The 24,516-nt window shown below is 44.9% G+C and carries 19 protein-coding genes and 2 tRNA genes; 6 read left to right on the top strand and 15 right to left on the bottom strand.

Annotated features, from left to right (window positions below; translation table 11 throughout):
- Nucleotides 1–27: 27 nt before the first annotated feature.
- Nucleotides 28–777: an RluA family pseudouridine synthase gene (locus tag HMPREF9193_RS08240; RefSeq protein ID WP_021687656.1), complete on the bottom strand. Its 750-nt coding sequence runs from the start codon at nt 775–777 to the stop codon at nt 28–30.
- An 87-nt stretch (nt 778–864) separates the two neighbouring features.
- Here HMPREF9193_RS08240 and HMPREF9193_RS08245 point away from each other — a divergent pair, with 87 nt between their 5' ends.
- Nucleotides 865–2,136 (top strand): hypothetical protein, encoded by a 1,272-nt coding sequence (locus HMPREF9193_RS08245; protein WP_021687658.1) that lies wholly within the window; start codon nt 865–867, stop codon nt 2,134–2,136.
- Here HMPREF9193_RS08245 and HMPREF9193_RS08250 read toward each other — a convergent pair.
- Nucleotides 2,133–2,828 carry a PTS sugar transporter subunit IIA gene (locus HMPREF9193_RS08250; RefSeq protein WP_021687659.1) on the bottom strand — a complete coding sequence of 232 codons (696 nt, stop codon included), beginning with the start codon at nt 2,826–2,828 and terminating at the stop codon, nt 2,133–2,135. The two genes, HMPREF9193_RS08245 and HMPREF9193_RS08250, sit on opposite strands and share 4 nt — an antisense overlap.
- Nucleotides 2,829–3,005: 177 nt before the next feature.
- Nucleotides 3,006–5,678, bottom strand: coding sequence for a pyruvate, phosphate dikinase (ppdK, locus tag HMPREF9193_RS08255; protein WP_021687660.1), 2,673 nt, complete (start codon nt 5,676–5,678; stop codon nt 3,006–3,008).
- Nucleotides 5,679–5,762: 84 nt separating this feature from the next.
- On the opposite strand from ppdK, the gene HMPREF9193_RS08260 reads away from it, so the two are divergent.
- A complete protein-coding gene (locus HMPREF9193_RS08260; protein WP_021687661.1) occupies nt 5,763–6,968 on the top strand; it encodes a CapA family protein in 1,206 nt (401 codons plus the stop codon).
- On the top strand, nt 6,956–9,568 hold the full coding sequence (locus tag HMPREF9193_RS08265; RefSeq protein WP_021687662.1) for a helicase-related protein: 2,613 nt from the start codon (nt 6,956–6,958) through the stop codon (nt 9,566–9,568). The genes HMPREF9193_RS08260 and HMPREF9193_RS08265 overlap by 13 nt, the downstream gene beginning before the upstream one ends.
- 1 nt (nt 9,569) lies before the next feature.
- Here the strand turns inward: HMPREF9193_RS08265 and HMPREF9193_RS08270 are convergent, their stop codons facing one another.
- Both HMPREF9193_RS08270 and lepB read right to left on the bottom strand, forming a co-directional pair.
- Complete coding sequence (locus tag HMPREF9193_RS08270) at nt 9,570–10,817, bottom strand: coproporphyrinogen-III oxidase family protein (RefSeq protein ID WP_021687663.1); 1,248 nt, start codon at nt 10,815–10,817, stop codon at nt 9,570–9,572.
- A complete protein-coding gene (gene lepB / locus HMPREF9193_RS08275) occupies nt 10,817–11,548 on the bottom strand; it encodes a signal peptidase I (protein ID WP_169720461.1) in 732 nt (243 codons plus the stop codon). Before lepB ends, HMPREF9193_RS08270 begins: the two co-directional genes overlap by 1 nt.
- A 114-nt stretch (nt 11,549–11,662) precedes the next feature.
- Between lepB and HMPREF9193_RS08280 the strand changes: the two genes are divergently transcribed.
- The gene (locus HMPREF9193_RS08280; RefSeq protein WP_040848028.1) at nt 11,663–12,934 is read left to right on the top strand and encodes a glucose-1-phosphate adenylyltransferase; all 1,272 of its coding nucleotides are present in this window, start codon (nt 11,663–11,665) and stop codon (nt 12,932–12,934) included.
- 16 nt (nt 12,935–12,950) lie between these two features.
- Here the strand turns inward: HMPREF9193_RS08280 and HMPREF9193_RS08285 are convergent, their stop codons facing one another.
- Together HMPREF9193_RS08285 and HMPREF9193_RS08290 are read right to left on the bottom strand one after the other, a co-directional pair.
- Complete coding sequence (locus HMPREF9193_RS08285) at nt 12,951–14,174, bottom strand: SPOR domain-containing protein (RefSeq protein WP_021687666.1); 1,224 nt, start codon at nt 14,172–14,174, stop codon at nt 12,951–12,953.
- The gene (locus tag HMPREF9193_RS08290; RefSeq protein WP_040848030.1) at nt 14,171–14,701 is read right to left on the bottom strand and encodes a hypothetical protein; all 531 of its coding nucleotides are present in this window, start codon (nt 14,699–14,701) and stop codon (nt 14,171–14,173) included. Before HMPREF9193_RS08290 ends, HMPREF9193_RS08285 begins: the two co-directional genes overlap by 4 nt.
- 130 nt (nt 14,702–14,831) lie before the next feature.
- Between HMPREF9193_RS08290 and HMPREF9193_RS08295 the strand changes: the two genes are divergently transcribed.
- Nucleotides 14,832–14,905 (top strand) — tRNA-Val (locus HMPREF9193_RS08295).
- Between the two features lie 38 nt (nt 14,906–14,943).
- Here HMPREF9193_RS08295 and HMPREF9193_RS08300 read toward each other — a convergent pair.
- The 7 genes from HMPREF9193_RS08300 to HMPREF9193_RS08330 form a co-directional block, all read right to left on the bottom strand.
- The gene (locus tag HMPREF9193_RS08300) at nt 14,944–15,261 is read right to left on the bottom strand and encodes an addiction module antidote protein (RefSeq protein WP_021687668.1); all 318 of its coding nucleotides are present in this window, start codon (nt 15,259–15,261) and stop codon (nt 14,944–14,946) included.
- Entirely contained in the window at nt 15,248–15,553 is a 306-nt protein-coding gene (locus tag HMPREF9193_RS08305) for a type II toxin-antitoxin system RelE/ParE family toxin (RefSeq protein ID WP_021687669.1), read from the bottom strand. The genes HMPREF9193_RS08300 and HMPREF9193_RS08305 overlap by 14 nt, the downstream gene beginning before the upstream one ends.
- A 133-nt stretch (nt 15,554–15,686) precedes the next feature.
- Nucleotides 15,687–16,733, bottom strand: a complete 1,047-nt coding sequence (locus HMPREF9193_RS08310) for a LacI family DNA-binding transcriptional regulator (protein ID WP_021687671.1) — start codon at nt 16,731–16,733, stop codon at nt 15,687–15,689.
- Nucleotides 16,734–16,738: 5 nt separating this feature from the next.
- Nucleotides 16,739–18,268 carry a sulfatase-like hydrolase/transferase gene (locus HMPREF9193_RS08315; RefSeq protein ID WP_021687672.1) on the bottom strand — a complete coding sequence of 510 codons (1,530 nt, stop codon included), beginning with the start codon at nt 18,266–18,268 and terminating at the stop codon, nt 16,739–16,741.
- A 167-nt stretch (nt 18,269–18,435) separates the two neighbouring features.
- Nucleotides 18,436–19,869 carry an FAD-dependent oxidoreductase gene (locus HMPREF9193_RS08320; RefSeq protein WP_040848032.1) on the bottom strand — a complete coding sequence of 478 codons (1,434 nt, stop codon included), beginning with the start codon at nt 19,867–19,869 and terminating at the stop codon, nt 18,436–18,438.
- Nucleotides 19,866–20,864: a cation diffusion facilitator family transporter gene (locus HMPREF9193_RS08325; RefSeq protein WP_021687674.1), complete on the bottom strand. Its 999-nt coding sequence runs from the start codon at nt 20,862–20,864 to the stop codon at nt 19,866–19,868. The genes HMPREF9193_RS08320 and HMPREF9193_RS08325 overlap by 4 nt, the downstream gene beginning before the upstream one ends.
- A 121-nt stretch (nt 20,865–20,985) precedes the next feature.
- Nucleotides 20,986–22,182: an MFS transporter gene (locus HMPREF9193_RS08330; RefSeq protein WP_021687675.1), complete on the bottom strand. Its 1,197-nt coding sequence runs from the start codon at nt 22,180–22,182 to the stop codon at nt 20,986–20,988.
- Between the two features lie 91 nt (nt 22,183–22,273).
- On the opposite strand from HMPREF9193_RS08330, the gene HMPREF9193_RS08335 reads away from it, so the two are divergent.
- A tRNA-Leu gene (locus HMPREF9193_RS08335) sits at nt 22,274–22,355 on the top strand.
- Between the two features lie 98 nt (nt 22,356–22,453).
- On the opposite strand, the gene fusA is transcribed toward HMPREF9193_RS08335, so the two are convergent.
- Nucleotides 22,454–24,511, bottom strand: coding sequence for an elongation factor G (gene fusA / locus HMPREF9193_RS08340; protein ID WP_021687676.1), 2,058 nt, complete (start codon nt 24,509–24,511; stop codon nt 22,454–22,456).
- Between the last annotated feature and the right edge of the window lie 5 nt (nt 24,512–24,516).

A 24,516-nucleotide genomic window follows, 5' to 3' on the forward strand; every position in this document is an offset into this window, starting at 1 on the left:
TTCTATCAAGAGGAAATACACATTCTTCTAAAAAAGCGACAGCGTATGTACTATGTGATCGGGAAGCGGTATATCGATACGAGGCGGCACCTTACCTGCAGCTTCGCTAAAGCGCAAACATACGGCGGCAAGGTGCAGTTTTTTTATGCCGAAAGCGCTGCGCAGCACACGGTTTAATTTAAAATCTCCGTATTTATCGTCGCCGGCAATAGGCGCTCCTTGTGCGGCAAGGTGAATACGTAATTGATGCATACGTCCGGTTCCCAGCGTTAAACGGACTAAAGAAAGCCGGACGGCGGATCCGTCCGTAAAAACGCCGCCGCTCGCAGTTTCGGCTGCAGGCGCGCCGAACGCTTTAAGCGAGCTAAACGATTCGGGTGCACTGGGCGCTCCGCTCAAACACACATCGGCAGATTTTTCTACCGTAAAATACGTCAGCGCGCTTTTTTGCTTTTTTTTATATTCAACTGCCGAATCGATAGTGCCGGAGCGCTTAAAAAAACTTCCGGCACACACAGCGTAATATTCTTTTGTTACCGCTTTCGACGCTATCAAATTCGTCCACTTTGAAGCTGCCGCAGGATTTTTTGCCGTAATCAAAAGACCGGCGGTATCCTTATCCAAACGGTGTACAAGGTACACTTTGCTTTTTGTTTGTTCGGCAAGCACGGTATCTACCGAAAAGCTCACCCCTGAGCCGCCTTGAACCGCAAGACCGGAAGGTTTATTTATAATACGAATTTCATTATTTTCATATATAATCGGCAATAAAATCATCCGAAAAAGTATATGGAATAAATTGATTTGCCGCAAGGGTATGCTTTATTATTACACCTATTACACCGCGCTGCAAAAGGATGTAAAATGAATTCAATACGTAAAAATGCCGCAAAAGCGGCGCTGCTCAGTATTCTTTTAATCGCATGTGCTACAGCTGCAGTATATGCAGAACAACTGCATTCTCCCACCTGGGGCTACTACATAGACATTCCCGAAGGCTTTGAACTGAGCGCCAAACAGGGAAAAGAAAACTATCAATTTGTGCACAGCCTTTTTCCGGCGACACTCGTTATTCAATCGTGGAAAAAAGGACGCTATGCAAACACCGAAGAAGCAGTCAAAACATCTTTACAAAAGCTAAAGGCATCAGGCGACATAGAAAAAATACACTGGCGCTCAAACGAATGTGCCCTTTCCCTTTTTGATATGCAGCTTGCAGGCGTTAGCTACCGAGGTTGGGCTGCGTGCACACCGCTTGAAGCAAACAAAGGTTTAACCCTGCTTTTATGTTATTGTCCGAGCCAAAACTTTGAAGCGCTGCAGCAATTGATTGTTTCCGCAATCGACGCTTTTTCTCCGGACGCCGGCGCTCTGCACGAAATCGGTATTCTTACTTCATACGCATACCCCAAACAAGGCGATATGCCCGTTACACTCAAAATCGGCGGTAAAAACATACAAACAGCTATCGACAGCTCGGACATTGAAGCAAGCGAATTTGTAATTGAACGCGAATACGCGGTTTTGAAAGCCTTTGCCTCAAGTCCGCTGTGGAAAAAAGCGTGGCAGCGCTATTACCGCATGGTATATCGCGATTCATACAAACGGCTCGAAAAAACCGCCTTTTGTGTATACAACGCACTCGGCACGGCAAGCACGGGAAACACAGGTGCGAGCAAAACCGGTGCAGAAAACATCGGCAAGACCGGTACGGGCAGCAGCTCCGGAACAGGAAACTCCGGTTCCGGCAGCACAAAAGCGCAAGAAGATGCCGACAGAGCTTTGGCACAAACCCTTCTCAGCTGGGTTCAAAACTTCCCATACGAAAGAGAACAAAATTCGAGCGATTTTACCGCACTTCCTGCAATCCTTACGGGAAAAGCTTCCGATTGCGACAGCCGTGCGCTTTTACTCGCAGTCCTAATGTCGCAGATGAATTACAAAACAATGATGTTTGTGTCCGCCGAATACAGCCATGCTTTGTTCGGTATAGACATACCGGGAAAAGGCGCGCGCCTCGAAGAAAACGGTATCCGCTATTTATTGGGAGAAACAACCGGAAAAGTGGACATCGGCTTAGTGCCGCAAGATATGAGCGATATGTCCAAATGGATAGCAATAAGCGGACTTTTTTAGCTCATCAATGCGGCAGCTAAAACGGAACTTGCCGAATTCCAATCTTCCTGCGTAAGCAATTTATATGCTTCGGAAGCCGAAGAAGATTTGAGTAACCCGTTGCGTAAATCCTGATTTTTTAATTTAGTGCTAAAAAACGACAATGTTTGCAAATAATACGCATGCTGATTGTATGCTGCGGCAATCATAAACAAAAGTCGCACGGGCATATCGTCTATCGTTTGAAAATCAATAATATCGACTTTACTGATACCGACAGACATAACAAGGTCGGTAACGGATGCCAAGCGCACGTGGGGAATGGCAATGGAACAGCCGATAGCGGTAGACATTAATTCTTCGCGCTTTAAAATTTCGCTCGATAATTCCTGCGCATCTTTTACTTGCGGAGCGGTAGTTAAATTCTCTGCAAGTTCAATGAGTGCATCGTGTTTTGTAGAATGATTTAAAAAAATTATTCTATCCGGAGAAAGAATATTTTTTACCTGAATGCGGTTCCCCGATGAAGCCGGTTTAGTACCGCCGGAAAGGCGTTCGTTTACCCAATTTTCAATTTCCGATTTTTTAAAGCGCCATACGGTTCCTATTTTACCCGAAGGGATTTCCCCCTTTTGCGCCCAGTCGTACACGGTTCGTTCCGAAACCCTCAAATATTTTGCAACTTCTTCTATTGTGAGAATATCGTCTTTCACCGCAAACTCCTCGTGTACACGAATACTTTTGTATTATTTTGCATTGTTTGCGTTCCTTTGTCAACCCTTGCCCATATCTGTCAACCTTATGCCGACAGTACGGTACGGCGGCAAACCGTCAAAAAAAGTGCTCAGCTTTTAAAACGGACAATCAGCCGCCGTAGCCGGCAAAAAAGTTTAACCGTTGCGGATAACCGCTTGAGCGGCAGCCAAACGAGCGATTGGAACGCGGTACGGAGAGCAAGACACGTAGTTTAAGCCGGCTCGGTAGCAAAAATCGATGGTATCCGGATCTCCTCCGTGTTCGCCGCAAATCCCCAGCTTTAACTCGGGCTTTACGCTCCGCGATTTTCGGCGGGCAATGTTTATCAGTTCGCCTACCCCTTCTTCATCAAGGGTTTTAAACGGATCGTTCATCAATACGTCTTTTACCAAGTACGAAGTAAGGAATTTTCCCGCATCGTCGCGGCTGAACGCAAAGGTCATTTGGGTTAAGTCGTTTGTGCCGAAACTGAAAAAATCCGCATATTCGGCAAGTTTATCGGCAAGCAGCGCCGCACGCGGAACTTCAATCATCGTACCGATTTTTATGTCGAACTTTACTTTTTCTTCTTCAAAAATACGGTTGATAATCGCTTGCGCTTGTCCGCGTATAATACTCAATTCGTCGTTGTCGCAGACAATCGGAATCATAATTTCGCACTGTACGGCAATTTTGCGTTTAATGCAGTCCGCGGCGGCGCGCGTAATAGCTTCAACTTGCATTTCATAAATTTCAGGATAGGTAATCGCCAAACGGCAGCCACGATGACCGAGCATGGGGTTCATTTCGTGTAACGCATCCAATTTTGCCGACAATTTTTGACAATCGATGTGCATAATGTCGGCAAGCTCTTCGCGTTCCGTTTGCGTGTGCGGAATAAATTCGTGAAGCGGCGGATCCAAAAGGCGCACGGTTACCGGACGTCCGTTCATAGCTTCAAAAATACCCACAAAATCCTTTTTTTGCAGCGGTAAAATATTCGATAAAGCTTCGCGGCGCTGTTCTTCCGTATCCGAAGCAATCATCGCGCGGAAGTGTATTAACTTATCGCGGTCAAAAAACATGTGTTCGGTGCGGCACAGCCCTATACCTTCGGCGCCGAAATCGAACGCGTGCTTGGCATCGGAAGGCTGGTCGGCATTTGCACGCACGCTAAAACCTTTTATGGCATTACCATCGGTACCGGTGCGCAACGAAGCATTGCGCACTTCATCGCACCAGCCGAGGAAGGTGTTTAATCTGTCCGAAATTTCGGCATCGGTAAGCGGCAGTTGACCTTCGTACACACAGCCGGTAGAACCGTCTATAGTAATAAAATCTCCGCGCTGAAAACTTTTACCGTTTATAAACACTTCCGCGCCTGAAAAAAGCACTTCCGAAGCGCCGCATACGCAGGGAGTTCCCATACCGCGCGCAACGACGGCGGCATGGCTGGTCATACCGCCGGTAGCGGTTAATACACCTTCGGATACCGCCATACCGGTAATATCTTCGGGGCTGGTATCTTTGCGCACCAAAATAACTTTGTGTCCTTTTTGTACCCACGAATCCGCTTCGTCTGCCGTGTATACAATTTGACCGCATGCAGCCCCCGGCGAAGCGTTTAAACCTTTGGTAAGCGGTTGTACTTTTTTTACCGCAGCGGGGTCTATCATGGGGTGCAAAAGCTGATCGAGCTGTTCAGGAGACACACGCATAACGGCAGTCTTTTTATCTATAAGCTTTTCTTCGACCATATCGACAGCGCATTTTACCGCCGCTTGTCCGGTACGTTTACCGCTTCTCGTTTGCAAAATAAACAATTTGCCCTGCTGTACGGTAAATTCCATATCCTGCATATCGCGGTAGTGTTTTTCGAGCCGGTCCCGTATGGCAACCAGCTCGGCATACACTTCTTTGTTTTCTCCGGCAAGCTTATCGATTGTTTCAGGGGTGCGGATTCCGGCTACAACGTCTTCGCCTTGCGCATTCATTAAATATTCGCCGTAAAATTTATTTTCGCCGGTAGACGGGTCGCGGCTAAAACAAACACCGGTACCCGAATCGTTTCCGAAGTTACCGAATACCATTGATTGAATATTTACCGCAGTTCCGGCAAGTCCGCGGATACTGTTTAAAGCGCGGTATTTTATAGCGCGTTCGTTCATCCACGAACCGAATACGGCATTGATTGCGCCCCACATTTGGTCAACCGGATTTTGAGGAAAATCGTTGCCTGTATGTTTTTTATACACGGCTTTATACTGCGCAACCACTTGTTTTAAGTCTTCGCTGTCAAGCTCTGTATCCAGTTTTACACCTTTTGAAGTTTTTACATCGGTTAAAATATTTTCAAACTCTTCTGCAGGGACTCCCATTGCAACGTCGCCGAACATTTGAATAAAACGCCGATATGCATCCCATGCAAAGCGGGGATTTTTTGTTTTTGCCGACAATCCTTCAACAGCTTTGTCGTTCATTCCCAAATTCAAAATAGTGTCCATCATACCGGGCATGGACAAGGCAGCACCGGAACGCACCGAAACCAACAAGGGATCTTCGGCATCTCCGAGTTTTTTACCCATCAATTTTTCCAAACGCTGTAAGTGCTCGCTTACTTCCGCATTGAGCGTTTCAGGATATTTTTTCCCATTTTCGTAGTATAATTTACAAACTTCGGTTGAAATGGTAAAACCGGGCGGTACCGGAATACCCAAATTAGTCATTTCGGCAAGATTTGCCCCCTTTCCGCCGAGCGCATCTTTCATAGACGCATCGCCTTCGGCTTTTCCGCTGCCGAAAAAATAGACAAACTTTGTCTTTGTCATTCAGTGCTCCTTAATAAATTCCTCATTAGTATCCTGAGTATATTACATTGAAAAAAAAACGCTGTCAATGTATAATAAAAATCTATGATACAATCGGCACATACAAAGGCGCTCGCAGCTGTTTTTACCCTGCTGTATTTTTTTATTTCATGCCGTTCGATAAATCCCGAGCGACTCACCGCCTTTCCGGACAAAGCACAACAATCGCAAAAAGGAAAAAACACGCGCTCGGAGCTGTCTGCGCCGAAAAAAAAGCCGCTTAACTTAAGCTTTGCAGGCGATATTATGGCACACAATGTAAATTTCCGCATGAAAAACTACGCACTTATTTACGAAGATATTGCGCCGCTTTTAAAAGAAAACGATGTATGCTTTGCCAACCTTGAAACTCCAGTATGCGAAACACGTGAATACCAAAGCTATCCGTGTTTTAACGTACACGCCGAATACGTACAAGCGGCAATCGATGCGGGATTTAACGTATTTTCGCTTGCAAACAACCATACCAACGATCAAGGAAAAGAAGGTATAGAAGGCAGCGCCGCTTTTTTTGCACACGTACGCGGGCAAAAGGTATACAGTGCCGGACTTAAACAACCGGGCAGCGCCGAGCTCAGCTATGAAGTAATCGAATGCCGAGGATGGAAAATTCTATTTGCTGCAGTTACCCAATTGGTAAACCAAAACGCGTACACTTCTTTATTCGATTTTTACCCCGACACAAAAGAGGGAACGGCGCGCCTTATCGAGCAAATACGGCTTTTAAAAGAAAAACAACCGTGCGACCTTTTTGTACTTAGCGTTCACACAAACGACAGCGAATATGTACTTGAAATAAGCGAAAAACGAAAAAAACAATTGCACGAATTGCTCGACGCCGGAGCCGATATCGTGTGGGCAAACCACGCACACGTAAGCAAAAGTTGGGAATCCGTATACGATACCAATGGAAAAAAAACAAAGCTGATTATGTACGGGCTCGGAAATACGATTTCGGGGCAAAATCCGGTATACAATTTTGAAAATCCCGAACACCCTTACGAATATACGGGAACCGGTTTTATTATAAACGTAACAGTAGATTCCGATACTTCGGATAAACAAGGAATTATAGTTTCGGCTATCAATCCGGTTATTATTGCAACTCACATAGACGGAAACTACAACTTTATTATCAAGCGTTTAACCGCTGATTTTATCGCTTCGCAAAACGCCAAGCTTTCGCGTTACTACACAGCGCGGCTGAATTTAATGAAAAAGATACAGGACATAGGCGAATGCAAAAAATAGACTATCGCTTACTTCCCGTTTACGAGCAAAAAGACCGCATACTTAAAGCGCTTGAAGAACACCAAGCAGTTGTTGTGCAAAGTCCGACCGGTTCGGGAAAAACAACACAGCTTCCCGTTATTTTGTATGAAGCATCTTATGCGCACACGGGCATGATTGCGGTAACGCAGCCGCGAAGAATTGCAGCTCTTTCGGTAAGCGAATTTATTGCAAAACAATTGAATACAACGTACCCCGGTTTGGTCGGCTATAAAATGCGCTTTGAAGACAAAACCGATTTTTCCACAAAAATAAAAATAATGACCGACGGTATTTTATTGCAGGAAATGAAACTCGATCCGTGGCTTTCGCGCTATTCGGTTGTTATGGTAGACGAAGCGCACGAGCGCAGTTTAAACATAGACTTTGTATTGGGACTTTTAAAACGCGTGCTTGCCGAACGCAAAGATTTTAAAGTTATCATCTCTTCGGCAACAATGAACGCACAAGCGTTTTCCGATTATTTTAACGCTTGTCCGGTAGTAACCATAGATACGATTACCTACCCCGTTACTTTGGTATACGACCCGCCTGCAATACCGGCAAGCACGGCAAGCCCGAGCGCAGCCGAAAGCCTTTTGTTAAAAATAGAACAAACGGTTGAACGCGTATTGGACAGTAAATACCAAGGGGATATGCTGTGTTTTTTGCCGGGTGAAAAAATCATAAAAGACTGCATACGGCGTTTAAGTCATGCTTCATTTTCCCGGCGCATTCATTTAGTGCCCTTGTACGGACGGCTGGCAAAAGAAGAACAAGAGCGCGTATTCGACAACGCTCCGTTTGCTCGGAAAAAACTGGTTGTTGCCACCAATATAGCGGAAACCAGTTTAACCATTCCCGGCATTACCACGGTTATAGACACGGGGCTTGCAAAGTTAAACTATTACAATCCGCGCACGTTTACTTCCAGCTTAAACGAAACCGCTGTTTCCAAAGCTTCGTGCAACCAGCGCAAAGGCAGAGCCGGCAGAACGCAAAGCGGCGTTTGCTACCGTTTGTATTCCAGAAAAGATTACGACAGCCGCAGTTTATACACGCTCGAAGAAATTTACCGTACTGACCTTTCCGAAGTGGTATTACGTATGGCTGAATTGGGTATAAGCGATTTTGAGCACTTTGATTTTATTTCTCCGCCGGGAACCGAAGGGCTTATAGGCGGCATGGAAACGCTTAATTTACTCGGCGCGCTCGAAAAAGACCGCAGTTTATCGAAGATAGGCAAATTGATGGTTGAATTTCCGCTTATGCCGCGCCAAAGCCGCATTATCGTAGAAGCCATCTTAAACTATCCCGATGTTATGGACGAAGTGCTTACTGCCGCTGCATTTTTATCGGCGCAAAGCCCCTTTGTACTTCCCGGCGGCGAAGAAACGGATGCGCGGCGAGCCCACCACGAATTCCGCGATATGCGCGGCGATTTTATGTCTTACGTAAAAATTTTAAACTTGTACGAACAGGCAAAAAACAAAAGCCGCTTTTGTACCAAAAACTATTTGGACGAAAGAGTAATGGCTGAAATCGTAAACATAAAAGAACAGCTGTCTCAAATAGTCGGAAGCATGGGCATTCCCGTTACCGGCGGCGGCAAGACCGACGATTATTTAACGTGTATTGCCGCAGGAATGATTCAATTTATCTGTATCCGCGAGGGAAAAGAAAACTACCGCAGCCTTACTGCCGAGCACATACAAATTCATCCGGGTTCCTGTATGTTCAGAAGCGATCCGCTGTACATCGTTGCAGGAGAAATCGTACGCACATCGAGGATGTTTGCAATGTCGGTTTCGCCGCTTACCCGCTCCGTTTTGTCGCGCTTGGATGATACCATTATTGAACGCCTTGAACGCGTAGTCAGCCGCAAACGGAGCGGCAAAACTGAACGTACCGCTACCGGCTGCACCGCCGGGCAGCGCAGCGCAAAACGCGGCGGCGGAGAAAAAACGCGCGCGGCAGCAGACAGCCGCAGACAATCAGGTAAAAACCAAGACAAAGCCGGCGACACAAAAGCCGAAAGTATAACGATAGGCGGCATTTCTTTTGCCTTACAAAAAATAAAAGGGAAAAAACACGTCGTTATGCCCTTTGATTTATTAAAAAAAGCTGCATACGCCGAAGAAAATCCGGGACGCCTTGCGCAAGCCGGAAAACTGAAAGTAAAAGTGCAATACGGGTCCTACACTGTACTGTGCGGAGAAAAACTTAGTCTTGCGCTGCGCCTTGCCAAAGAGCTCGACTTTAAACCGCTCAGCGAAACGGAGTGGAAGCGCAGCGCTAATTTTACATGCGGGGCGCAAAACGACAATTTAACAGCTTCCTTACAGTGCGTACTGAAAACAGCACCGCTTAAAACCAAAGGTAAAGAATTGGGATTTGTGTGTTTGTTTACGGACGGCAAGGGCACGTATTGGTTTAAAGTATGTAAAAATTTTACAAGCGCGCTGAATGAAAGTTTATCGAGTTTGGAAGTGCTTGCCGACGAATGTACAAACGATATGGCTGAAGAAAAAAAAGAAATTATCAACCGTTTGTACCGCACATTGAGCGGTTTGTATGAATAAACTATATAAATGCGTCGAGCGCTTCACACAAAAAGCGATTTAAAAACAGCATTCCTTTTTCGTTTAAGCGGTAAAAACCGCCGGACCGTTCGGCTAATTCTTTATCCTGCCATCTTTTAAATACTGCACCTAAGACGTTTTCAATCGGAAAACCGAACCGTTTAAAAAACTCTTTTGCGCTTACGCCTTCAAACAAACGAAAGCCCATCATTAAAAACTCGGCAATACGCGTTTTGGTATCGAGTATTTCCGTATGCATAATATCGCTCGGAATATCTTGCAGCCGATGCAATTTTTGTACGCCGGAACCGAGCCAATATGCAATGTATGCGTCTATATGTTCGGTTCCGGTAAACCGGACGCCGCCTACCGTTCCCGAAGCGGCAACTCCCAAACCGATATAATCGTTCATATGCCAATACGCGCTGTTGTGTATGCTTTGGCAGCCGTCAAGCGCAAAATTGGAAACTTCGTAGTGGCGGTAACCTGCTTGTATAAGCATTTTACTTCCGGCTATCCACTGCCGGTCGGCTTTATCTTCGTCCCAATCGAGCGTTCCGTTTTGTATACTCCGTTGTAACGGCGTACCATCTTCTATGCTCAGCGCATACAATGAAAGATGGTCGGGCTTATATAAAAGCACTTCGTTTAAACCGCCGACAAAAGAGTCCATGCTTAAAAGCGGTAAACCGGCGATAAGGTCGCATGAAAACCGGCGGCGGCTTTGTTGTCCGCTGCTGCTTTGCGCTCTGTTAGCGCCGCATTTGCTATGCAAACGCCATTCGCACAAGTTTTCTAAAGCTTTGCGCACTTGCAGCGCATTGCTTCGCCGTCCTATACACAAAAGCACCCTATCGTCAAGCGTTTGAACACCTGCGGAAATACGGTTAACACCTGCACCCGCGGCGGCGGCAAGGTACGGGTTTATGCCGTGTCCATCACGTAATTGAATATCGGCACAGTTAACTTCAAGAGTAGTTTCCGCAGCTGAATCTAAAGGGCACAAAGCGGTTAAACCGCTGATAAGCGTGTGTAATTGTTTTTCGCTTAATAAACCGGGGGTGCCGCCGCCGATGTATATACTGTTCCATACGCCGAAACCGTACAAACGCTGCATAAAAGCGGCTTGTGCAAGCAGCGCGTGCACATATTCATCGGGTACCGGATACTTTCCTAAAACGCTCTTTGAATAAAACGCACAGTATGTACATTTTGAGCGGCAAAAAGGTATGTGTATATAAGCATACATCAGTACAGTTTTTTTATTTTATTAAGAGGATAATATTGCAGCAATGCTTTGCCGCTTATGCGATCTTGTGTGAGCACGCCGAACAAACGCGAATCTGCCGAAGATACTCTGTTATCGCTTAATACAAAGTATTCGTTTTCGCGTAATACAATACTGTCGGTAGAACTTTGAATTCCCATAGCACTGTCCCATACGGCAGGCACACCTTCGGCGGTAATGGTGTAATCCGTTTCGGAAAGTTCAAATTCGGTTAAAAAATGGACGCTCCCGTAGGGCTTTATGTACGCAACGGAGTCTTTAATATACAAGGTATCTTTAGGAAGTCCGATTAAGCGGAATATCCCTTGTGCAGGATAGACGGCAAGCGACTTTTCAAATAACTGCACTTTTTGAAAACTAATCATACGCACGACAAGGGCAAGCGCTTTTTTTAAAAAATTCAATTTAGGCGGTTCTGAAAGCAGCCATACGCGAACGATTTCGCCCCGTTTTGCACTCGCTACATTAAGCATTTCCATTTTGCTTTGAAACAGCGGCTGCACAAATACCGCAGCGTTTTTAGATACCGCAGGTTCCATTCCGGAAGACAACACAACAACGGGACATATAATAAAACGGAAAATCAATTGCAAACACAATAAAATCGCCATAAATATAAGTACGATAAACAAAATCTTTTTTTTCAATTCCCGTTTACGCGTAAAAACAAAATCGTATGAAGTTTCCGTCATAAAAACAGCATAACATATAGCGCTTTTCATTACAATCCGAATTTTCAAAAAAAAATTGTCTTTTTTTTAAACAAGGTGTATAATACGTTAATCGAGTTTACAGAGGAGTTTTGTGTGGTTAAAGTATTATCGATTATTCTCGGCGGGGGCAAAGGTACCAGATTGTACCCGCTTACCAAAGAGCGTTCAAAACCTGCCGTCCCTTTCGGCGGCAAACACCGCATCGTAGATATTCCCATTTCAAATTGTATTAATTCAGGTTTTAAGCAAATCTATCTTTTAACCCAATTTAATTCAGCGTCGCTTCACATGCACATAGCTTCTGCGTACAACTTTGACCGATTTTCGCACGGTTTTGTAGAAATATTGGCAGCAGAGCAAACCCTTGAACATTCAGGATGGTATGAGGGAACCGCAGACGCTGTGCGCAAAAACTTTATTCACTTTAAAACGCAGCGTCCTACACATTATATCATTCTTTCCGGCGACCAATTATACCAAATGGATTTGAATGCATACTTAAATTACCACATACAAAATTCCGCCCAAATAACCATAGCTACAACTGCGGTAAACCGCCAAGACGCTTCCGGTTTCGGCATTATGAAAGTGGATAAAAACTGTGCTATAACAGCTTTTATGGAAAAACCGGCTCCCGAAACGGATATAAGCGACTGGATAATTCCCGACGAAAGCAGAACTCCCGGAGCAAGGGATGGCAAAGACTATCTTGCTTCTATGGGTATTTATATTTTTGACGCACAGGTTTTGGAAGAAGCGTTAAACAACAACTATACCGATTTCGGCAAAGAAGTTATTCCCATGGCTATAAAAAAATACAAAGTGTTTTCATACATTTACGACGGCTATTGGGAAGATATCGGTACTATAAAAAGTTTTTATGACGCAACGATAGACTTGGCTTCGGTAACGCCTAAATTCAATTTCTACGATGAAAACAAACCGATTTTTACCAAACCGAGAAATCTTCCGCCGTCCAAAACAAACCATGCAGTTATGACCCGTTCAACAGCAAGCGAGGGCTGCGTTATAACCGAAGCTACCATTACGGATTCGGTTATAGGGATTCGCAGCGTTATAGAAAGTAATTCCGTTTTAGAAGGCGTGGTATGCATGGGCGCCGACTTTTACGAAACCGAGGAACAAAAACGTCACAACCGCAGCAAAGGCATTCCCGACATCGGTATCGGACGCAACACCCGTATACGGCGCGCCATTATCGATAAAAATGCCCGTATCGGCAACAACTGTACAATCGGCTGCAGCGCCCCGCTTGCGGATGGCGAAACGGAACAGTATTCAGTTGCCGACGGCATTATCGTTATAAAGAAAAATGCCGTCATACCGGATAATACCGTTATTTAATTTTAGCACGTTACGCTTAACGCACGCGGCGCAAAAATGCGTCTTTAAAGCCCCATGCAATAAAGCGTTTTAATACAACGGGATACTCGTCTTTATTAAGCGGTCCGATAAGCACTTGATAAGCGCCGCTGATTTTTTCCGACGCTGCAAGACGCACCGGATATTTGTCGGCAAACCGATCCAAGACACGGGCAATATTTGCCGCATCTTTGTACGCGGCAAGCTGGACACAGTACGCTCCCGTACCAAACTCGCGTATATCGTTGATAACGTATTTTCGTATATCGGCATAATTAAAGCCTGCCGTTTCTTCAATCGGCGGTTTTTCTTCGCTTTCACTGCCGAACATCGCGGAATCCGGTTCAACGGCGCTTTCATTTTGCATAGCCGTATCGTCAAAAGTCGGCGGCGGATTTTCATCGGCAGGAAGCAATACGTTCGGTACCGACTCGGCGGCGCTTGTTTCGCTTACATTTTTGCTTGCAACATCATCCGGTACAACATCATCAGCGCTTGTTTCCGTTTTTGTAACAACGAGATTTTCCTGTTCAGTCATGCTGTTTTTTTCCGGCAATACCGTTTCCGGCATAGGCTCGTCGGATACCAAAGAACTTTGTTCCGCCGCGCCGTCCATAACGCTAGGTACATCATCGTATTCGGGAATATTGATTTTATCCGGCTGTGCAGCACTTTCCGTTTTTGTGCTTTGTGCACTTGAAGGTGCCGCATCAGCAAAAGGCGTAAAGACTTTATCGTTTGCTCCGTCGGCAGGTTCGTCTACCATTGCAACAGCGTTATTTTCGTCGGCAGCATTCATATTGTACTGTTCACCGTCATCCGGCAGCGGCTGTTCGGTTAATTGATTTTCATAAGCGGAATTCATCGCTTTGGATAAAACCGACAATTCCATGTCGCCGCCGTTTTTTGTTATTTGTACGACGCTGTTGGAATCTTTTTCGATAAACAAGCGTTTTGCCGTTTCTTGCGACAGCACTGCAGCAATCCCTTCGGAAGTGCTGAATGTGGAAAAAACCATAGCTTCAACGCTTACCTTTGCCGACGGATTGGTAATGATTACCGAATCGCCGGGTAAAAAAGCCGCAGCTTTTATATACAATCCGGGTGGCAGTTCGCCTGAAGCGGCTACCAACGCTCTGCCGTCCAAAGACGGTTTTGAAGCCGATGTAAACAGTACTACCGCTGCCATACACACGGCGCTTAGTATAATATGTTTTTTCATCTTGTTACTCCCCTCTCGTCGTAACGACGTATCGCAGTTTCAATATCCGAACCGAGTTCTCCGGCAAAACGCTTAAGCGCTCGCACGTCGGTTTCTGCTTCGTATTTAACGGGCACGATATTTTTTTTATCGGCAATAACGCCGGCATTTTTCAAACGCACAATGCGCCATTCTATACTTTTTATATCGTCAAAAATAACTCCGGCAGGATTTTCAGGTACCGTAGTCGTATAATTTACGGTAACTTGCACTAAATATTCAAAAAAGCCTTCTTTACCGTTTTTCAGTGCTTGTTTAAAAGCTTCGTTTACATCATTAGGATTTTGAACGCCGGCTTCGCTTGACACAATATAGCCGCGGTCGAATAAAATACCGAGAATCCCGCTTTCCAAAATAAAAGTCGTTTCCCTTAAAGTTTCCACCGCGCTGTCGTTTTGGCACATAAAAACGCTTACCGAAGAAGCAAAGGTATAAAAAGGCACACATAAAAACAGCAAAAAAAACAAGCCGCACGGCTTTTTATTCATGATATAACTCCCGTTTTTATTGTCGGTTTTTTTTTACCTTAACTAAAGCATTCATTATTGTTTTAAAACATGTAAAAAACTATACAACGGCTATTGACGCATAAAACGATTTTTGATATTATACGCAAAAGGGCGCTTAGCTCAGCTGGTACGAGCGTTTGGTTTACACCCAAAATGTCGGCGGTTCGATCCCGTCAGCGCCCAATATAATTGCTTGTGGTGTGTTTATTGAGCCGTAAGATTTATGCTATTGCAGGGGGTTCTGTTTGTTTTATTTGTGCAGGTGTTTTTTGTGCCGATAAAACAATACCCATTGAGCGCAATACGTTAAGAACCGTTATAAATGACGGGTTACCCTTTTCGGATAAAGAAGTATAAAGCGCTTCGCGTGTAACCCCTATTTCTTTTGCAAGTTTTGTCATTCCTTTAGAACGGGCGATTGCACCTATTACATTGATAACGTCAACGGGTTCCCCTTCTTCGAGGGCGGTAGACAAATAGAGTATAACATCTTCGGGGGTTTTTATATAATCCGCCATGTCCCAATCAGTTACTTTCATTTTTTACAACCTCCATTGCTATTTTATATGCCTGTTGTATATCTTTTTCTTGTGTCGATTTGTCGCCGGCACAAAGCAAAATGATAATCTCTCGGTTTTGTTTTTTATAGTAAATACGAAACCCTTTGCTATAATGAATTCGTAATTCAGAGATACCTTTTCCGACAGGTTTACAATCACAGCTATAGCCTTTTGAAAGACGGTCTACGTGCATGTTTATAATGGCTTGTGTTTTATTATCTTTTATTTTTGTAAGCCATGTTTCAAATATTTGCGTTTTCCGTATCTTCATTACAATCAAATTGTAATATATAAATTACAATTTTGTCAAGTCAATATATGTATATGTTACTGATTTATTTTCTCTAGCTATGCTGCCGGGCGTATATTCTTGCGAAAAAAATATCAGTGCGTTACAAAGCAGCTTATAAACTTTCACGTGCAATAAACCGAGTTGAAAGTTCTGCATGTAGCGGAAAAACTGTGTCTTCGGGAAAATCGTTTTTCATCAGTTTATCCAGCAATTCCACCGCATACGCACCCGCTTGTGCTCTTTCTATTTTAACGCTGGAAAGCTGTGGAAACGTATAAGAGCACAAACGCGAATTGTCAAATCCGATAATCGACACGTCATGCGGTATCGTCCGCCCCGCACGTTTTATGCCTTCCATAACCGCACACGCAATTATGTCCGTTATGCAAAACACGCCGTCGGGAACAGCAACATCAGCAGACGATAGCGAAAAACGTTTTTGAATGCACGCAATCAGTTCATCTTCGCCGGCACACTGCGATATAACGGAAGCATCGGTAAGCGGTAAACCGTATTCGGCACATTGATCAGCAAAACCGCGGTAGCGCTCATCGCTTTGCAGCGCGTATTGACTGGTATTATAATTTCCAAAGCGGTCGACAAACAGCAATTTTTTTCTTCCGCGTTCGTACAAAGCTCTCACGCACGAGCGCGCCCCTTCATATAATCCGGTATGAATACATGCATAGCGTCCTTTTAAATGCTCATAATGCCGTATAGCAAACAGTACCAGAGGTATTCCCGTTTGTATCAGTTTTTGTATGTTTTTTTCGGCAAAGGATGCAGAAGCAACAACAATTCCGTCAAAAAAACGCTCGTAAATACGGCGCACAAAAAAATCGTCGTTGTGGTCTGAACATAATGAAATAAAATAACCTTTGCCGTACGCCGTGCGGTCCATGGCGCTGATAATTTCTCCGAAGTGTTCACTTCCGATATCATCGGCTATAAATAAAATATGATTTGTTTTTTTGCCTTTAAGCGCACGGGCAAAAGTATTCGGACTGTAATGCAGCTTGGCGACGGCTTTTTCAACGGCGCGGCGTTTTTCGGCGGCTACGTAGCGGTTAGCGTTTATAACGTATGATACGATTGTTTCGCTCACCCCGGCTTCTTTTGCAACATCGGCACGGCTTGAGCGCCCGCGCTTTTTTTCCATATACGTTATATTTGACCGGCAGGCTTTTTTGCCTTGTTTTTATAGCGCACAAACTCTTTAATTTCCAAGCCGGTATCGTAATCAAGCTGACGGTTTTCTCCGGGACCTTCGGGTCTTTGACGGGTATAGCCGTCCACTTCCCATTCGGGTGCGGTATACTCTTTGTTCCAAGGGCGAACTTTCCACTGATAACCGCGATAAGGGTCGCGCGTATCGTTCATAAAATCCAAAATGCGCCGGTGAAGCTCGTCTCTGATTTGCTCGCAGCCTTTTGTTTTAATAAGATTTTTTAGTTCTGCTCTGTCATGCACCGTATCGTACAGTTCATCGGTATCGTCCAAAAGATGAAGCGCCATTTTATGCGTATCGGTAACGGCTGCTCTCATAAATTGCAAACCGCCGAACCCGTCGTGATCGACTTCGTAGCGGTGAAATTCAACAAATACCGTATCTTTAAAAGGCGTGTTCGGCTTTTCAATTATAGGTCGCATAGTTTTTCCCTGCAAAACGGGCGGAATATCACAGTCGAAATAATCGAGCAAAGTCGGCAATATATCGATATGGCTTGTTACTCCGTGATGAACCGCTCCTTTGGGAGAGCGGCAGTATGCACCGCCTTTTATAATCATAGGAATATGAGCGATTTCTTCGTATACGGAAGGTCCTTTTTGGGTTAACGAATGTGCACCGAGTGCTTCGCCGTGATCGGATGTAAATATAATCATAGCGTCAGGTGCCAAGCGTTCGACAGCCTTTATAATTTTTCCTATTTCGTAATCGGCAAAAGAATTACAGCCTAAAAAAAGGCGCGGTTTTATATGCACGTTTTGTTTGTCTTCGTGTAAAGTTTTACCCGCCCACAGCTTTTGATAAAACGGTTTTTCTTCAAGCGTATCGTAAAAGTTTTCGCCTTTTGGCATTTCGTAATCTTTGTACATGGAAGCATAGGGTTCGGGACATAAATAAGGCTGGTGCGGCTCGTCAAAAGATACGGTTAAAAAAAAGTCTTCGCTGCCGTGTTTATTCAAAAAAGAAAGGGCACGTTCGGTACAGCGGTGTGCAAAGGTAAAGCTTTCGTCTATACCTTCCAAAGAAGACGCTTCTTTTCGTGAATATTCGCGCAATTCGGGCGATAATTCTTCCAAATAGCAGCGCATGTCGTACCAATAGTCGCTGTCGTAACCGGCAGGGCATATACCGTTTCCAAAATAGTCGCCGCCGTCTAAATGCCATTTTCCGATATATGCGCTATGAACGCCGGCTTGCTGCAAGTACTCTCCTGCCGTTTTTATACCGGCGCCTAAGGGCATACAGTTTGAAATACTGCCGTTTGAATGCGGAAACAGTCCGGTAAAAATCGCACTGCGTGCAGGACCGCATACCGGCTGACATGAATAAGTTTTTTCAAAACGGACGCCTTTGGAAGCAAGGTCGTCCAAACAAGGCGTTTTCATAGCGGGAAAACCGTAACAGCCGACCATGTCGAACCGGGTCGTATCGGTCATAATAAAAACAACTTGTTTTTTAGGTGTCATACACAGCCTCCGCACAGTTTTTTGTACACTGCTGTGTATAATTATAAATTCTAAATATACGGCTGTCAAGTTTTTTTGCAAGAGAGGGTCTAAAACTTTTAAGTTTTTGCCCTCCCCTTGCGCTTAACAGCCGTTTGAATTTTTTATACTTTCTTTATTTTTCCGTTTTATTTTTCCGCATTAATGGTATCGGAAGCTATTTTTGCCCCGTAAACCGCTGCGGACAATACCGTACCGGTTGTAGGATATTCATTGTTTACAAAGTTTCCGATTATCAATTCGCCTACGGCATACAAATTGGGAATGGGATTTCCCGCTTCATTTACAACTTGCGCGTATTCGTTTACTTTTAAACCTTTTATCGTACCGATAACCGTCGGTTTGACCGGTACCGCATAAAAAGGAGCTTGCAAAATCGGCGTCATTTGTTTATTTTTAAGACCGAATTCGGCATTTTCTCCTTTTGAATATGCGCTGTTGTATTTTTCAACCGTTTGTATAAGGTTGTTTTTGTCGACGCCGAGTTTTTCCGCTAAAAGTTCAATCGTATCGGCTTTTGTACACAGATTTTCTTCAACAGCTTTTTCCAAATTTGCATTGATGTCGCTGCGGGACGAATCAAATAAGCCGTATGCGGTTTTATCTTGAATTTTATTTAATTCTTGATGCACTTCAGCGTAATAGCGTTTTTCGTTTACAAAACGGCTGCCGTCTTTATTGATATAAAAGGCAGTTAATCTTACCAAACTGCCAATATTGCCGACATAGCCGTAGTTTTCGTTTAATCCCCAAATGCCGAGTACGCCGTTACCGGTAAGCTGTGCTCCTGTTTTTAATGCCATTTCAATGCCGTCTCCGGTTGTCCCCAAACCGCTAAAGCGCACGTTATCGGCAAAATCGGGATTGTACTCTTTCATCATTGATTCGTTTCTGGTAAACCCGCCGGTTGCCAAAATCGTTTTTTTTGCTTTTATTGTAAAGCGTTTACCCTTGCTTTCTGCCGTTACGCCGACTACGTTTGCATTTTCAACGATTAAGTCGATTGCACGGGTATTAAACATAATCTCCACGTTTTTCGACTTTAAAAGTTCAGCAAATTTGGCAATCATTGCAGGACCTTCGCCGTCAATGGTCAAACATACCAGTTCAGGGTAGTTCGGAGTTCCGCCGATAAGTCTTTCATTGCTGAACGGCATACCGTACGAAATCAGCTGGTCAACCGTTTTTCCCGATACGGCAATAAGATTTTTCAAAAGTTTTTCGTTAAAATCCTGTGAACGGTCTTTTTCTCTGTAATAAGCCAAGAGTTTTTCGGCGCTTAAACCTTTTCCCGTAGCTTTATTAATTGAAGAATCGACTGCCCACAAAAAGCCCTTTGCACGGATAGACGTACCGCCGAGCGCAGGCATTTTTTCAAGCAAAACAACTTTACCCTGAGAGCTAAGTTCCAAAGCACTCATTAAACCGCCTGCTCCGCCGCCGACTACCACATAATCGGCATTCACCGAACCTGAATGCGCCGTTTTAGTGCACGACGCCGCACCCACTGCCAGTGCGCACACACAAGATACGCACAAAACCGTTGTCAGTACTTTTTTCAAAATACATCCCTCCTGTTTGCTTCAGTAGAATATATATCGGCTTCACACAAGCCGAAACCCTCTTGAGGGTATTTTTCTCCTAAACCTTTCGGTTCAACATGAATAACAATGTCGTACACGTTGGCAATACTTTTTCTTACCGCATTTCCCACCTCTTCGGCTTTTTTATGAGCGTCCAGCACTGACATATCGGGCGGCAATTCAATATCCAAATCGATATCCCAGCACGAAGCTATTTTTCGTATTCTGGCACGGTGCGGGTTGGTTACACCGTCTACCGAGCGGACGGCGTCAAAAAGCTGGCGGTACAAAAGCTTGTCGGTGTTACCGTCCATCAATTCCGTATTCATTTCCAAAAAAATAGCTATACCGTTTTTCATAATCCACACACCCACAAAAAAAGCGGCAACAGGATCGAGTACGGGAAACTTAAATATCAGTGCGCACAAAATACCGGTAAACACGGATACGGAAATAACCACATCCGAAAGCATATTTTTAGCATTTGCCGATATCATAGCACTGTTAGCTTTTTTTCCCAAAACATATTGCGAATAGGTTAAGGCTAATTTTCCGCCAATCGATACAAACGATACGATTACTGCGGAAACCGGCGGAAGCGCTGTTTCGGGCACAGTCCGGAAAAAAGCAAACAAGCTTTTAGCGGCGGCAAGCGTTAATTGAGCGCCTGCAAAAAAAATAACAAAGGACAACACCATGGTGCCGGTAGTTTCCGCCCTGCCGTGCCCCCACGGGTGCTCTTTATCCGACGGGCGCGAAATTATAAAACTTACGGCAAGCGTCATACACGAAATTGCAACATCTCCGGCTGAATCCAAACCGTCCGCCAATACGGCAAGCGTTCCGGTAAGCGCGCCGACAATCAATTTTAAACTGCTTAAAACCAAATTGCCTGCAAGCGCCGTAATGCTTGCCAAGCGGATAAGCTTAAGGCGTTTTGTATCGATATTCGGCTGAAGGGGGATGTTTTCCATAGGCTTAACTATATACTATACGGCGCATAAAATCCAGAGTACGGCGCGCGGCGCAATAGTGCGGCATAACGCAAAACGTCCGGTTTCACACCACGGTACGGTACCGGAGTACTTACAAGTATTACCGAGCGCTTCGGCATTTTTTGTACAAAAGGCGGAACAACAGCAAACCTACAAGCGGAAAAACGGCATAGGAAGCAAACAGCACTTGATAGCCGAATTTATCGACTGTAATACCGCCGAGCGCATTACCCAGCACTTTTGCAAGACCTGCAACGCCGACCGAATACAGCACTTGAGCCAAAACGCCGTGTTCTTTTTTATTTGCGTGTTCTGCCGCAAACATAACGGCTGCAGGATGAAACAAACCGAAGGTAAAACTGTTAAGCGTTTGAGCCGCTGCGGCACCGGCAACAGTAGGAAAAAGAATGTATAGTATATTGCGCAGTGAAGCCACTGCAGCGCATACCAGTATTAAAGGAACGCTGCCGTAGCGGCGGATAAAGCGGTTCGAAAAAAACATAAAAGGTATTTCGCTGGATGCGGAAATTACCCACAACAGTGCTGCCGAATCGCTGTGAAGATATTCGCGCACGTACAGCGAAAAAAAGTTATTTACGGGAACTTGTCCGAGCAAAGTAAAAAATATAACCGCTAAAACGAGCCAATAATACGGCGAAAAAGCCGATAATAAAAAAGCCGTGCGCTTACCCTCTTTTTCTTTTTGAATTTTCGGCTCCCGGTTTTCGCTTGCATTTGCATTGCCGTATGCTCCGTGTGCAGGCTTCATAACTCCCGGAGAAACAAGCAGCGAAAGCATAAACAAAAGAGCGGGAACGCTCATCCAAGCGATTGTTTGAGCGCTGTCAATCGTTTCTATGTGAATAAAGCGCTGCATAATCAAATTGGCAACAACAAAGCCTAAAGAACCTACCGCACGAATACGCCCATATACTTCACGATTGCCGCCTAACTGTAAACTGATATAAGAATCGGAAACGGGAACAGCCCCTCTGACGCTTGCCGCATATATTCCCAAGCACAAAGCGGTAACCGTAAAAATATGGACCGAAAATAAAGCAAAAGGAACAAGCGCTAAAATTGCGGCGCTGATACATAAAAACAGACCGTATCGCCCGTTTTTAACGGGAATGTTTCCGGTAAAAAACGGAAGTGTAACGCCGAAAATCTCAAAAATGGAAAGCAATAAACCTATATCGGTTACCGAATAGCCCATATTGCGCAAAAACAGCGGCAGCCATACGTTTACGCAAGCATATACGGTAAAAAGAAAAAAAGACGGTACAGTCATATTCATACGCTATTCCAGTCGGGATTGACAGTGCTTCCCGTTTTTGTTATACTATTTTTCGTTGCGCCGCAAAACAACAATTGCAATGCAACATATTGCGGGGGTGGTGGAATTGGTAGACACGCTAGCTTGAGGTGCTAGTGGCGCGAGCTGTGCCAGTTCAAGTCTGGTCCTCCGCACAATCCCGTATCGGTTATGCCGTATGCGGGATTTTTTTTGCGCCCTGCCCCTTACACCCGGCATCCTGCAGTTTAACGCAATTCAAGCTTTACGCGTATCACGCATTTAATCCGCCTGCCTTTACTTGGAAGCGACAAAATTCCATACTAAATGAAGCTCTCCCCTGCGTAACCGAACGAAGCGCCGTTGAAAAACCGAACATTTTTGCCATAGGAGCTTGCGCATGTACAAGTTCGCCGGACAGTTTCGATTCCAAACTGTTGATAAGCCCACCGCGTTGAGTAACTAAACTCATCGCTTCTCCGACAAAATCTTTCGGACATACGATATCGACGTTCATAACCGGCTCAAGAATTTGAGGGTCGGCTTTTTCGCATGCATTTTCAAAAGCTAAAGCTGCACATGCTTCAAAAGCAAAAGGTGTGGAAGTAAGTTCACTGTAGTCAAAACCGCTTACGGTTACCGAAACACCCGCACAAGGATAACCATAGCGTATACCGGCTGCAAAAGAATTGCGTATACCGTTTTCTACAGCTTCAAAAATCTCGTCGGGCACACTGCCCTTTTTAACGGTACACACATAGCTGTTGCCGTTTTCAGCGTTTTGTCCGTCGCCTAAAGCCGGCTCTACGCGCAAGCTGATGCCTGCCGTATTTTCTTTACCGCCGAGTACTTTGTCGTACTGTTCGGTATGTTCGGCACTCGTTCCCACCGATTCACGATAAGTTACTTGCGGTTTTCCTACCCGTGCGGCGACTTTAAAATCGTCTTTCATACGGGTAACCAGCACTTCCAAATGCAATTCGCCCATACCTGAAATAAGTAATTGACCGGTTTCCGAATCTTCGCGGAAAGTAAAAGTGGGGTCTTCTTTAGATAAAATTTCAAGCGTTTCTTTTAGCTTATCGCGGTCGGATAAAGTTTCCGGCTCGACAGCAACCGAAATAACAGGTTCGGGAAAGTGCAGGTTTTCAAGCACAATAGGAAAAGCTTCGTTTCCGAGCGTATCGCCGGTTTGAGCAAACTTTAAACCGATACACACGGCAATATCGCCTGCACTGACGCTGTCAAGCGGATCGCTTTTATTGGAATGCATGCGCAAAATACGGTTAACCCGTTCACGCTTTTTTTTGCCGACATTGTACACTTGCTCGCCCGTTTTTATTTTTCCGGAATACACGCGCACATAACACAAACTGCCGGCTTCACGGTCATATTGTATTTTAAATACCAGTGCGCTTAAAGCGCCGTTTTCCGTACATGGCAGCGGTACCGTTTCCTGTTTTTTTAAATGAAAGCCCGAAACTTCGGGAACTTCATCGGGCGCAGGCAAATAATCTACGATTGCATCTATAAGCGGTTGAACGGCGCAATTTTTGCGCGCCGAACCGCACAAAAAAGGAACAAAATCGCGGGCAATCGTTCCGCGTCTGATTTCTTCCTTTAATTTTGCTTCGCTGATTTCGGCGCCGGATAAAAATAATTCGGCTATTTCATCGCTGTACGAAGCGGTTTCATCTATAATTTTTTCTCGCCATTTTTTCGCTTCTTCAAGCCGGCTCGGCTCTATGTCGCTTTCGATAATAGTTTCGCCCTCGTCGGCAGGATCAAAGCGGTATTCTTTCATACGCAATAAATCGATTACCCCTTCAAAACCGCTTTCCGAACCGATGGGTAATTGCAAAACAAGCGGCTGTGCACCGAACTTTTGCTTTACATCTTCCATTGCCGCAAAAAAATCGGCGCCGCTTCTGTCCATTTTATTTACAAAGCACAGACGCGGAACACGATATTCGTCGGCTTGACGCCACACCGTTTCCGTTTGCGGCTGCACGCCGCCTACTGCGCATATAACCGCTACCGCACCGTCGAGCACGCGAAGAGAGCGCTCCACTTCAGCCGTAAAGTCTACGTGACCGGGAGTGTCTATAATATTTATTTGGCAATCGCGCCAATACGTAGTTGTCGCCGCACTTTGAATCGTAATGCCGCGCTCTTGTTCTTGCGTCATCCAATCCATCGTCGCCGCACCGTCGTCTATTTCGCCTATGCGGTGAATTTTTCCCGTATAATACAAAATCCGTTCGGTCGTCGTCGTTTTTCCCGCATCGATGTGCGCCATAATACCGATATTTCTCATGTTTTTAAGCGACATAAATA

Origin of the sequence: Treponema lecithinolyticum ATCC 700332, assembly GCA_000468055.1 — a bacterium.
Classification (GTDB): Bacteria; Spirochaetota; Spirochaetia; order Treponematales; family Treponemataceae; genus Treponema_C; species Treponema_C lecithinolyticum.

What these genes read in the sequence shown, in the direction of transcription:
- HMPREF9193_RS08305 (WP_021687669.1), bottom strand. Translation starts at nt 15,553, where the DNA reads ATGAAGATACGGAAAACGCAAATATTTGAAACATGGCTTACAAAAATA.
- HMPREF9193_RS08265 (WP_021687662.1), top strand. Translation starts at nt 6,956, where the DNA reads ATGCAAAAAATAGACTATCGCTTACTTCCCGTTTACGAGCAAAAAGAC.
- HMPREF9193_RS08300 (WP_021687668.1), bottom strand. Translation starts at nt 15,261, where the DNA reads ATGAAAGTAACTGATTGGGACATGGCGGATTATATAAAAACCCCCGAA.
- HMPREF9193_RS08290 (WP_040848030.1), bottom strand. Translation starts at nt 14,701, where the DNA reads ATGAATAAAAAGCCGTGCGGCTTGTTTTTTTTGCTGTTTTTATGTGTG.
- HMPREF9193_RS08240 (WP_021687656.1), bottom strand. Translation starts at nt 777, where the DNA reads ATGATTTTATTGCCGATTATATATGAAAATAATGAAATTCGTATTATA.
- HMPREF9193_RS08310 (WP_021687671.1), bottom strand. Translation starts at nt 16,733, where the DNA reads ATGGAAAAAAAGCGCGGGCGCTCAAGCCGTGCCGATGTTGCAAAAGAA.
- HMPREF9193_RS08285 (WP_021687666.1), bottom strand. Translation starts at nt 14,174, where the DNA reads ATGAAAAAACATATTATACTAAGCGCCGTGTGTATGGCAGCGGTAGTA.
- HMPREF9193_RS08330 (WP_021687675.1), bottom strand. Translation starts at nt 22,182, where the DNA reads ATGAATATGACTGTACCGTCTTTTTTTCTTTTTACCGTATATGCTTGC.
- HMPREF9193_RS08315 (WP_021687672.1), bottom strand. Translation starts at nt 18,268, where the DNA reads ATGACACCTAAAAAACAAGTTGTTTTTATTATGACCGATACGACCCGG.
- HMPREF9193_RS08245 (WP_021687658.1), top strand. Translation starts at nt 865, where the DNA reads ATGAATTCAATACGTAAAAATGCCGCAAAAGCGGCGCTGCTCAGTATT.
- HMPREF9193_RS08260 (WP_021687661.1), top strand. Translation starts at nt 5,763, where the DNA reads ATGATACAATCGGCACATACAAAGGCGCTCGCAGCTGTTTTTACCCTG.
- HMPREF9193_RS08270 (WP_021687663.1), bottom strand. Translation starts at nt 10,817, where the DNA reads ATGTATGCTTATATACACATACCTTTTTGCCGCTCAAAATGTACATAC.
- lepB (WP_169720461.1), bottom strand. Translation starts at nt 11,548, where the DNA reads ATGACGGAAACTTCATACGATTTTGTTTTTACGCGTAAACGGGAATTG.
- fusA (WP_021687676.1), bottom strand. Translation starts at nt 24,511, where the DNA reads ATGTCGCTTAAAAACATGAGAAATATCGGTATTATGGCGCACATCGAT.
- ppdK (WP_021687660.1), bottom strand. Translation starts at nt 5,678, where the DNA reads ATGACAAAGACAAAGTTTGTCTATTTTTTCGGCAGCGGAAAAGCCGAA.
- HMPREF9193_RS08325 (WP_021687674.1), bottom strand. Translation starts at nt 20,864, where the DNA reads ATGGAAAACATCCCCCTTCAGCCGAATATCGATACAAAACGCCTTAAG.